Genomic DNA, 9,411 nt, shown 5'->3' on the forward strand with positions numbered 1-9,411 from the left:
CATGGCATCGCGCTGTTCGGCGAGCTGCTCGTTGGTCTGCTCCAGCTCCACTTGCTGGGTTTCCAGATGCGCCTGGGATTCCTTGAGAATCCGCGACTGTTCTTCCAGCTCTTCGTTGGCAGTCTTCAGCTCTTCCTGCTGCACTTGCAGCTCTTCATTGAGCTGCTGGGTTTCGGCGAGCACTTCCTGCAAGCGCTGACGGTAACGCGCCGCTTCGATCGAGGTGCCGATATTGCCGGCAATCAGTTCCAGCAGTTCGATGTCGCGCTCGGACAGCGGACGCAGGAAACCCAGTTCGATCACGCCGTTGACCCGGTCATCATCGCTGGTCGGCACCACCAGCACACTGTGCGGCAGGCCTGCACCGAGCCCGGAGCTGACTTTGAAATAGTCGCCCGGGACCGCGTCGAGACGGATCAGGCGTGCCTGCTCTGCCACTTGGCCGACGATACCTTCGCCGCTGTAGATCGTTTGATTGAGCTCTTCCTGCTCGCGGGAGAAACCATAAGTCGCCACGCGCTTGAGGCCGCCATGTTCTTCACGCACATAAAGCGCGGCGACGGCAGTGCCAAGGTATTGCGCGCAGAATTGCAGAATGTTGCGCCCCAGCAGGTTCAGCGTCAGTTGACCCAACACCTGCTCGGCCAGTTGCGTCTGGCCGTTGCGCAGCCACGCCTGTTTCTCGAGGCGTTCGGCGCTGGCCAGTTGGGCGGCGAGGTTGGCGCTGTAGTTGGTCGACAGGTTGAGCAGATCACGGCGGCCGATGTAGGCCAGCAAACCGCTGATGCCAACGATGAAGATCAGGTAAAGGGTGATGCTCCAGATCGTCGTGCGGCGCACATCCTCATTGCGCGTGGCGCGCAGCACCTGCTCGGTCTCGATGACGTCCTCGAATTGCTTGCGGATTTCATCGGTCAGGCGCTTGCCCCGCCCGGCCTTGACCGCACCGCGATAGTCGCCACTGCTGCGCTGCAGATCGATCATAGACTGCGCGTAATTGGCCCACTCCACCTGCAAGGCTTGCAAACGGCGCAGGCGATCGGTCTGCACCGGATTATCGGCGGTCAGCTCCAGCAACGTATTGAGAGCGACCTCGATACGCGGCTTGGCAACTTCGTACGGGTCGAGAAAGTGCTCGTCACCGCTGAGCAGATAGCCGCGCATGCCGGTTTCCAGATCAACGGTGAGCTTCACCGCTTCATTGGCGTTATTGATCACCCGGTCGGTGTGCTCGACCCATTGGATGACCGACAGCAAATAAGTGATCAGCGAGACGAAGAACACGGCGCTGAGCACGCCAACGCCCAGCGGCAGGCTGACGTTGCGACTCAGAAGTTTGCGGAACCGTTGTTCATCAACCGAGGACGGAGAGGACATGGGGCAGCCTTGTCGAACTGTTGAAAACCCGAGAGTTTGCCCCAAAACCCCGCCATGGATCCATTTTTCTCACACAAATGATGGCATTTTCCTACACACGCCTGCGCATTGGACGACGCCAACGGTTATCCTTGCCGCACCGCACTGACCTGTTCTTTTTTGTATCAGCTCGGGAACTTGTGGCTATGCGCCACTTACTCATGCAAGAGTCCGGCAAAATTCGCTTGCCCGGTATCCCCCGATTTCATTTTTTCTGAGAGTCCTGCCATGTCTGCCAATGCCTCCACTATCCTTGTCGTAGAAGATGACGACATCGTGCGCATGCTCATCGTGGATGTGCTGGAGGAGCTGGAATTCACTGTGCTGGAGGCAGATGACGGTAAAGCGGCACTCAAGATTCTCGGGGACGCTGGCAAGCTGATCGATTTGATGATGACCGACCACGGCCTGCCTGGCATGGATGGCCGCGAACTTGCTGAAAAGGCGCGGGAGCTGCGCCCTGCTCTGCCCATCCTGTTTGCCAGCGGTTATGCCGAAACTATCGAAGTACCCGGCGACATGCATGTCATCGGCAAACCGTTTTCGATTGACCAGTTACGCGACAAGGTCAAATCCATACTGGAATAGTCCTGCACATCTACCGGCATTGGCTGGAACCCGAGCAATCGTGATCAACCGGCACTGGCGATGAGCACGCATCACTGTGGTTTAATTGCGCCCTTTTTTACGCGCCGAGAATCCAGTGATGTACCACTCCGTTCCCACCAAAGTCCTGGTCATCGGCTACGTCTGGCCCGAGCCCCGCTCTTCGGCGGCCAGCGGGCATGTCATGCAGATTCTTGAAGCGTTCCTCGAGCAAGGCTGGGACATCACGTTCAGCAGCCCGGCCGGCCCGGGGGAACACAAAGCTGATCTGACGGCGCTGGGCATTTGCGAAGTGCCGATCGAACTCAACAACAGCAGCTTTGATACGTTCATCAGCGAGTTGGCGCCGGATATCGTGCTGTTCGATCAGTTCATGATGGAAGAACAGTTTGGCTGGCGGGTGGAGAAACACTGTCCGGACGCCCTGCGCATCCTGGAAACCTCCGACCTGCAAAGCCTGCGGCATGCGCGTCATCAGCGTCTGAAAGACCGGCTGAAAATCAACGACGAGCAGACTGATTTCACCGAACTGTTCGCACCGGCATTGCACGAAGAATTCCAGCTGATGGCGAGCACCGATCTGGCCAAACGGGAAATCGCTGCGCTGTACCGGTGTGATTTGAACCTGATGATTTCCGAAGTCGAGATCGACCTGCTGGTGGAGGAATTCGGCCTGCCTCGGCAAATCCTGCATTGGTGTCCGTTGATGATTGATCTTCCGGACACCGCCGCGCCAGGTTTCGAAGAGCGCGCGCATTTCCTCAGCATTGGCAACTTCCGTCACGCGCCAAACTGGGATGCCGTGCTCTGGATGAAGACCACGCTCTGGCCGCTGATCCGCGCGCGCTTGCCTCGCGCGCAACTGCATATCTATGGCGCCTATACGCCGCCCAAAGCCACCGCATTGCACAACCCGGCCCAAGGCTTTCACATCATGGACTGGGCCGAAGATGCGCTTGAAGTGATGTCCGCAGCACGAGTCTGCCTTGCGCCATTGCGCTTTGGCGCGGGAATCAAGGGCAAACTGGTCGACGCCATGCTCTGTGGCACGCCAAGCGTGACGACACCGATCGGCGCCGAAGCCATGCACGGCGATGCGCCTTGGCCGGGAGCCGTTGCCCTGGACGCAAATACCTTAGCCGAACAGGCCGTGCAACTGTACGAAGATCCAGCTCGCTGGCAGCAAGCGCAGATTCAGGCTTCGGCACTTTTGCAGCAACGTTATCAGCGCAGCGTACATGGCCCGCGTCTGATCAACCGGATAGCTGATTGCCGACAACACTTGGCACAACTTAGAAACGACAACTTCACCGGCGCCATGCTGCGACATCACACACTCAAAAGCACTCAATACATGGCTCAATGGATCGAAGCGAAAAACCAGTTAAATCCAACAGAGCGTTGATTACATCAATTACATGACTTGCATTAAAAGCGAACTTTCGCAATAACGCTAACATGCCTATAAACATCCTGCGCGCAACTAATCAACCACTTCGCAGGATATGCAACATGGAAAACTTCGACGATATACCAACCCATCAATGGATGGCTAATTCACCACAAATCGATAATCTTTCGTTATTCGAAATGACCCTGCCCGGCGCGCATAACGCCGGTTGTGACTGGGAAGCCTCTTACGCCCTGATTCCCGGGAAAAACTGGCTTGCCTGCCAGGACGTTTCCTTTTATTCGCAGTTGAATCGCGGCGCTCGCGCACTTGATGTACGCCTTGTTTACAACAGCAAGGCGAAACAACTGGCGAGATTCCGTTTCCAGCACAATGGATTCAACTCTTCGCGAACGCTTGAAGACCTGATCAGAGACCTCAAGGGGTTTTATGAAAGAAGCCCGAACGAGTTTATCGTTCTGGACTTTCATGAACTTTCCAACGCTACAGATCCATTCAACCATGAGGAATTCAGAACAGCTTTGCTGGAGCACCTTGGGGAACGGATCATTCCCACCGAAAATCTGCATCTGACAATTGGCCAACTCAAAGCCATCGATCCATTGCAGCGCATTATGGTAGCTGCGCCGATGACCTGGGAAACCCTGGACTTCCGCTTTTATAGCCAGATCAATCACAAGTGGATCGGCAAATCACAGGTCAGCACCTCGGATCTTTATGGCTATATAGACAACGTACTGAGCACACCTGTCAGTACGCGCCGCCCGTGGTCGCTGTCGGCAACCAGTTACACACTCGGCGGGCCACAGCGAATCCTCGACAGTCTTGACGAGTGGTTCGATCCGGAAAAATCCGATTGGGCGCGCAAGTGCAACATCATCAATTTCGACTTCATCAAGAATTCGAACATCGTGCGGTTCTGCCAAATGGCCAACTTGCAAAAGGCCCGCGACAAGCTCAGCTGAGCGGTCTCCACGGACGGCCGGTCAGAAGTGGCACAAATGGCAAAAAACGAGGCATGATCGCGCAGCGATAATAAAAAAGTGCCTCGTCATGACCCGAACCGCTCGCGTGACCGACCCTTCCTACGAGTTGATGGACGACCATAACGGCTTGTCCATCATCTACCGCCAGCACGGCTTTCCCTGCCCGCTGGTGCGCTGGCATTTCCACAAGGAATACGAACTGCACCTGATCGTTGCCAGTTCCGGCAAGGTGTTCATCGGCGATTACATCGGCAACTTCTATCCGGAAACCCTGTTTCTGACCGGTCCCAACCTGCCGCACAACTGGATCAGCCAGGTCGCTGAAGATGAAGTGGTGGAGAAGCGCGACATGCTGGTCAACTTCACCGACGAATTGTTCGAGAGCGGGCATCAGGTGTTCGCTGAGCTGAAATCCCTGGCGCCACTGCTTGAGCGCGCGCAGTACGGCATCGAATTTCGCTGCAAGCGCACGATCCGTCAGGCCATGACGCTTATGCAGCGGATCGCCGACAGCACCGGCATCACCCGCCTCGGGCATTTTTTCATCCTGATGGAACTGCTCGCGGCCAGTGAGGATTACCTGTTGTTGTCCGGTGCCACCACGCCGCAACTGGCCGACGAACACAACATCGACCGCACCAACCGCGCGGTCGATTACATCTTCAGCCATTACGCCCGGGACATTTCACTGGAAGAAGTGGCCGAGCACCTGGGCATGACGCCGACCTATTTCAGCCGGGTATTCAAACAGGCCACCGGACGCAACTTCATCGAATTCGTCAATCGCCTGCGCATCAGCAAATCCTGTGAGCTGCTGGCCGATGGCGACAAACCGGTGACCGAGGTGTGCTTCGAGTCGGGCTTCAACAATATTTCCAACTTCAATCGGCGCTTTCAGCAACTCAAGGGCATGACGCCGTCGCACTATCGACGGCTGGCGGTGCAGCGCCTGACTGAGCAAAACCATTCCTGACACCATCATTCCCTTGTGGGAGCGAGCCTGCTCGCGAATGGCGTAGTGTCAGCCCACTCAGATAACGCGGACACACCGCATTCGCGAGCAAGCTCGCTCCCACTAGTGCTCATTTCAAGACAAAACCTGTACGCATCCGACAGAACATGTCCGCTGCGTGCCCCTTCCCTGCGTTCACTCCACCAAACCCTAGTGCAAAAAAGTATCGACATAAGTGTTAGGGATGATTTGTCAGGCCCGCCGTGGAAGGCTGTAATCAGCGCAGATTCTTCCTGCATTCGGAAGACACAAAAACAATAACTGTCCTTCTGCCCCGTCGGGTGCCAGAAAAGGAGTGCACGATGCAACCCACTGCAAAAGCTCTGCTCGCTCTCACCTGCATGACCCTCAGCAGCGTCAGCCTTGGCGCCCAGACCCTGACCATCGCCACCGTCAACAACAGCGACATGATCCGCATGCAGAAACTCTCGAAAACCTTCGAGAGCGAGCATCCGGACATCAAGCTCAATTGGGTGGTGCTGGAAGAGAACGTCCTGCGTCAGCGCCTGACCACCGACATCGCCACACAGGGCGGCCAGTTCGACGTATTGACCATCGGCATGTACGAAGCCGCACTCTGGGGCGGCAAGGGTTGGCTGGAGCCAATGAAGGACCTGCCGGCCAGTTACGCCCTCGACGACGTTTTCCCATCGGTGCGCGAAGGCCTGTCGGTGAAGGGTTCGCTGTATGCGCTGCCGTTTTACGCAGAAAGTTCGATCACCTATTACCGCACCGACCTGTTCAAGGCAGCTGGGCTGACCATGCCGGAGCGGCCGACCTGGGAAGAGGTCGCCGGGTTTGCGGAAAAGCTCACCCAGAAAGACAAAGAGCAATACGGCATCTGCCTGCGCGGCAAGGCTGGTTGGGGCGAGAACATGGCGCTGGTGACCACGGTCGCCAATGCTTACGGCGCGCGCTGGTTCGATGAGCAATGGAAACCGGAATTCAGCGGACCGGAATGGAAAAACGCGCTGAATTTCTACGTCAACACCATGAAGAAATCCGGCCCGCCGGGCGCATCCAGCAACGGTTTCAATGAAAACCTCGCCCTGTTCAACAGCGGCAAATGCGCGATCTGGGTCGACGCCAGCGTCGCCGGCTCGTTCGTTACCGACAAGACCCAGAGCAAAGTCGCCGATCACGTCGGTTTCACCTTCGCTCCGCATCAGGTTACGGATAAAGGCTCGGCGTGGCTGTATTCGTGGGCGCTGGCGATTCCGACCAGCTCCAAGGCCAAGGACGCAGCAAAAACCTTCAGCGCCTGGGCCACGTCCAAAGAGTACGGCGAACTGGTTGCCAAGACCGATGGCATCGCCAACGTGCCGCCGGGCACCCGCGCTTCGACCTACAGCGATGCGTACATGAGCGCTGCGCCGTTTGCCAAGGTGACGCTGGAATCGCTGAAGGCCGCTGACCCGAGCAAACCGACGCTGAAACCGGTGCCGTACATCGGCATTCAGCTGGTGACCATTCCTGAATTCCAGGCAGTGGGCACCCAGGTCGGCAAGCTGTTCTCGGCAGCACTGATCGGCCAGACCACGGTAGATCAGGCTTTGGCGGCGGCGCAGCAGACTACGGAACGCGAGATGAAGCGCGCGGGTTATCCCAAGTAAGCGCTGAGCGACTTGCTCCTGCCTCTTGTGGGAGCGAGCCTGCTCGCGAAGGCGTCGTGTCAGCCAACACACATGACACTGACCCAGCGCTTTCGCGAGCAGGCTCGCTCCCGCATGGGGATCTCCATAGGTCTGTATGACTCGGTTGTGAATGCCATGAATACTTCAACTGCCAAAGCCCACATCGACCTGTCGCCACCGCAGCGCAAGCTGCGGGTGCGCAATCCCGGCTGGTTTCTGGTCAGCCCCTCGGTGGCGCTGTTGCTGCTGTGGATGATCGTGCCGCTGGGCATGACCCTGTACTTTTCGATGATCCGCTACAACCTGCTCTACCCCGGCGAAAACGAATTCGTCGGGCTGGAGAACTTCACTTACTTCCTCACCGATTCGGGCTTCATGCCCGGCGCGACCAATACGTTGCTGCTGGTCGGCAGCGTGCTGCTGATCAGTGTGGTCTTCGGTGTGTTGGTCAGCGCGTTGCTGGAGGCCAGCGAATTCCTTGGTCGCGGTCTGGTGCGGGTGATGCTGATCTCGCCGTTCTTCATCATGCCCACCGTCGGCGCGTTGATCTGGAAGAACCTGATTTTCCACCCGGTCTCGGGGATCCTCGCTTACATCTGGAAGCTGTTCGGTGCGCAACCGGTGGACTGGCTGGCGCACTACCCGCTGCTGTCGATCATCATCATTGTTTCGTGGCAATGGCTGCCCTTCGCGATCCTGATTCTGATGACAGCGATGCAATCGCTGGATCAGGAACAGAAAGAAGCTGCACGCCTGGACGGTGCCGGTCCGATCGCGATCTTCTGGCACCTGACCCTGCCGCACCTGGCGCGGCCGATTGCCGTGGTGGTGATGATCGAAACGATCTTCCTGCTCTCGGTGTTCGCCGAAATCTTCACCACCACCAACGGCGGCCCCGGCTACGCCTCGACCAACCTCGCCTACCTGATCTACAACCAGGCGCTGGTGCAGTTCGACGTCGGCATGGCCTCGGCCGGCGGTTTGATTGCCGTGGTCATCGCCAACATCGCCGCGATCATTCTGGTGCGGATGATCGGCAAAAACCTGACTGACAAAGCGTGAGGCCTGCCATGACCCTCCAACAATCCCGCCGCCTGCAAAGCCTGCTGCTCGGCACCCTGGCCTGGGCCATCGCGATCGTGATTTTCTTCCCGATCTTCTGGATGGTGATGACCAGTTTCAAGAGCGAAATCGACGCTTTCGCCACGCCGCCGCAGTTCATCTTCACGCCGACGCTGGAGAACTACCTGCACATCAACGAGCGCAGCGACTATTTCAGCTTCGCCTGGAACTCGGTGGTGATCTCCTTCAGCGCCACGGCCCTGTGCCTGTTGATCGCGGTGCCGGCGGCCTACTCGATGGCGTTCTACGAAACCCAGCGCACCAAAGGCACGTTGCTGTGGATGCTCTCGACCAAAATGCTGCCGCCGGTGGGCGTGCTGATGCCGATCTACCTGCTGGCCAAGAGTTTCGGCCTGCTCGACACGCGTATCGCGCTGATCGTGATCTACACGCTGATCAACCTGCCGATCGTGGTCTGGATGGTTTACACCTACTTCAAGGACATCCCCAAAGACATCCTCGAAGCCGCCCGCCTCGACGGTGCGACGCTGTGGCAGGAAATGGTTCGCGTGCTGCTGCCGATCGCCAAGGGCGGCCTCGCCTCGACCGTGCTGCTGTCGCTGATCCTGTGCTGGAACGAGGCGTTCTGGTCGCTGAACCTGACCTCTTCGAATGCCGCACCACTGACCGCGTTGATCGCCTCGTATTCAAGCCCCGAAGGATTGTTCTGGGCCAAGTTGTCGGCCGTCTCGACCCTGGCCTGTGCGCCGATTCTGATCTTTGGCTGGATCAGCCAGAAGCAACTGGTGCGTGGGCTGTCGTTTGGTGCCGTGAAATGAATATCCCTGAACCAACACGACTCCTGTGGGAGCGAGCCTGCTCGCGAATGCGGTGCGTCATTCAACGTTGAAGGCGGCTGACACGGCCCCATCGCGAGCAGGCTCGCTCCCACAGTCAGAATGTGCGGCTGGTTCAATCGAATAATAAATTGCGGAGGCCCATCTCATGGCCAACCTGAAAATCAAGAATCTGCAAAAAGGCTTCGAAGGCTTTTCCATCATCAAGGGCATCGACCTGGAAGTGAACGACAAGGAATTCGTAGTCTTCGTCGGCCCGTCGGGCTGCGGCAAATCCACCCTGCTGCGCCTGATCGCCGGGCTGGAAGAGGTCAGCGGCGGCACCATCGAACTCGATGGCCGCGATATCACCGAAATCAGCCCGGCCAAGCGCGATCTGGCGATGGTGTTCCAGACCTACGCGCTGTACCCGCACATGACTGTGAAA

At 57.7% G+C, this 9,411-nt stretch carries 9 protein-coding genes; 8 read left to right on the forward strand and 1 reads right to left on the reverse strand.

What is annotated here, in order from left to right; translation table 11 throughout:
• Nucleotides 1-1,377: CHASE3 domain-containing protein (locus OQK_RS25170; protein ID WP_016774865.1), on the reverse strand; the 1,377-nt coding region annotated here is incomplete at its 3' end.
• Between the two features lie 267 nt (nt 1,378-1,644).
• Here OQK_RS25170 and OQK_RS25175 point away from each other — a divergent pair.
• The 8 genes from OQK_RS25175 to OQK_RS25210 all read left to right on the forward strand — a co-directional run.
• Nucleotides 1,645-2,004, forward strand: a complete 360-nt coding sequence (locus OQK_RS25175; protein WP_016774866.1) for a response regulator — start codon at nt 1,645-1,647, stop codon at nt 2,002-2,004.
• A gap of 118 nt (nt 2,005-2,122) precedes the next feature.
• The gene (locus OQK_RS25180) at nt 2,123-3,427 is read left to right on the forward strand and encodes a glycosyltransferase (RefSeq protein ID WP_016774867.1); all 1,305 of its coding nucleotides are present in this window, start codon (nt 2,123-2,125) and stop codon (nt 3,425-3,427) included.
• Between the two features lie 107 nt (nt 3,428-3,534).
• Complete coding sequence (locus OQK_RS25185; RefSeq protein ID WP_016774868.1) at nt 3,535-4,398, forward strand: phospholipase; 864 nt, start codon at nt 3,535-3,537, stop codon at nt 4,396-4,398.
• 88 nt (nt 4,399-4,486) lie between these two features.
• Nucleotides 4,487-5,392, forward strand: coding sequence for an AraC family transcriptional regulator (locus OQK_RS25190; RefSeq protein WP_016774869.1), 906 nt, complete (start codon nt 4,487-4,489; stop codon nt 5,390-5,392).
• Nucleotides 5,393-5,733: 341 nt separating this feature from the next.
• Nucleotides 5,734-7,044, forward strand: a complete 1,311-nt coding sequence (locus tag OQK_RS25195) for an ABC transporter substrate-binding protein (protein ID WP_016774870.1) — start codon at nt 5,734-5,736, stop codon at nt 7,042-7,044.
• A gap of 156 nt (nt 7,045-7,200) precedes the next feature.
• Nucleotides 7,201-8,127, forward strand: coding sequence for a carbohydrate ABC transporter permease (locus OQK_RS25200; protein WP_038862174.1), 927 nt, complete (start codon nt 7,201-7,203; stop codon nt 8,125-8,127).
• An 8-nt stretch (nt 8,128-8,135) separates the two neighbouring features.
• Nucleotides 8,136-8,966, forward strand: coding sequence for a carbohydrate ABC transporter permease (locus tag OQK_RS25205; RefSeq protein WP_016774872.1), 831 nt, complete (start codon nt 8,136-8,138; stop codon nt 8,964-8,966).
• A 166-nt stretch (nt 8,967-9,132) separates the two neighbouring features.
• On the forward strand, nt 9,133-9,411 hold a 279-nt coding region (locus tag OQK_RS25210), incomplete at its 3' end, for an ATP-binding cassette domain-containing protein (protein WP_038861746.1).

The organism is Pseudomonas sp. R62 (assembly GCF_000257605.1).
Classification (GTDB): domain Bacteria; phylum Pseudomonadota; class Gammaproteobacteria; order Pseudomonadales; family Pseudomonadaceae; genus Aquipseudomonas; species Aquipseudomonas atacamensis.

Coding starts and splice junctions, on each gene's coding strand:
- OQK_RS25175 (WP_016774866.1), top strand. CDS start 1,645: ATGTCTGCCAATGCCTCCACTATCCTTGTCGTAGAAGATGACGACATC.
- OQK_RS25180 (WP_016774867.1), top strand. CDS start 2,123: ATGTACCACTCCGTTCCCACCAAAGTCCTGGTCATCGGCTACGTCTGG.
- OQK_RS25185 (WP_016774868.1), top strand. CDS start 3,535: ATGGAAAACTTCGACGATATACCAACCCATCAATGGATGGCTAATTCA.
- OQK_RS25190 (WP_016774869.1), top strand. CDS start 4,487: ATGACCCGAACCGCTCGCGTGACCGACCCTTCCTACGAGTTGATGGAC.
- OQK_RS25195 (WP_016774870.1), top strand. CDS start 5,734: ATGCAACCCACTGCAAAAGCTCTGCTCGCTCTCACCTGCATGACCCTC.
- OQK_RS25200 (WP_038862174.1), top strand. CDS start 7,201: ATGAATACTTCAACTGCCAAAGCCCACATCGACCTGTCGCCACCGCAG.
- OQK_RS25205 (WP_016774872.1), top strand. CDS start 8,136: ATGACCCTCCAACAATCCCGCCGCCTGCAAAGCCTGCTGCTCGGCACC.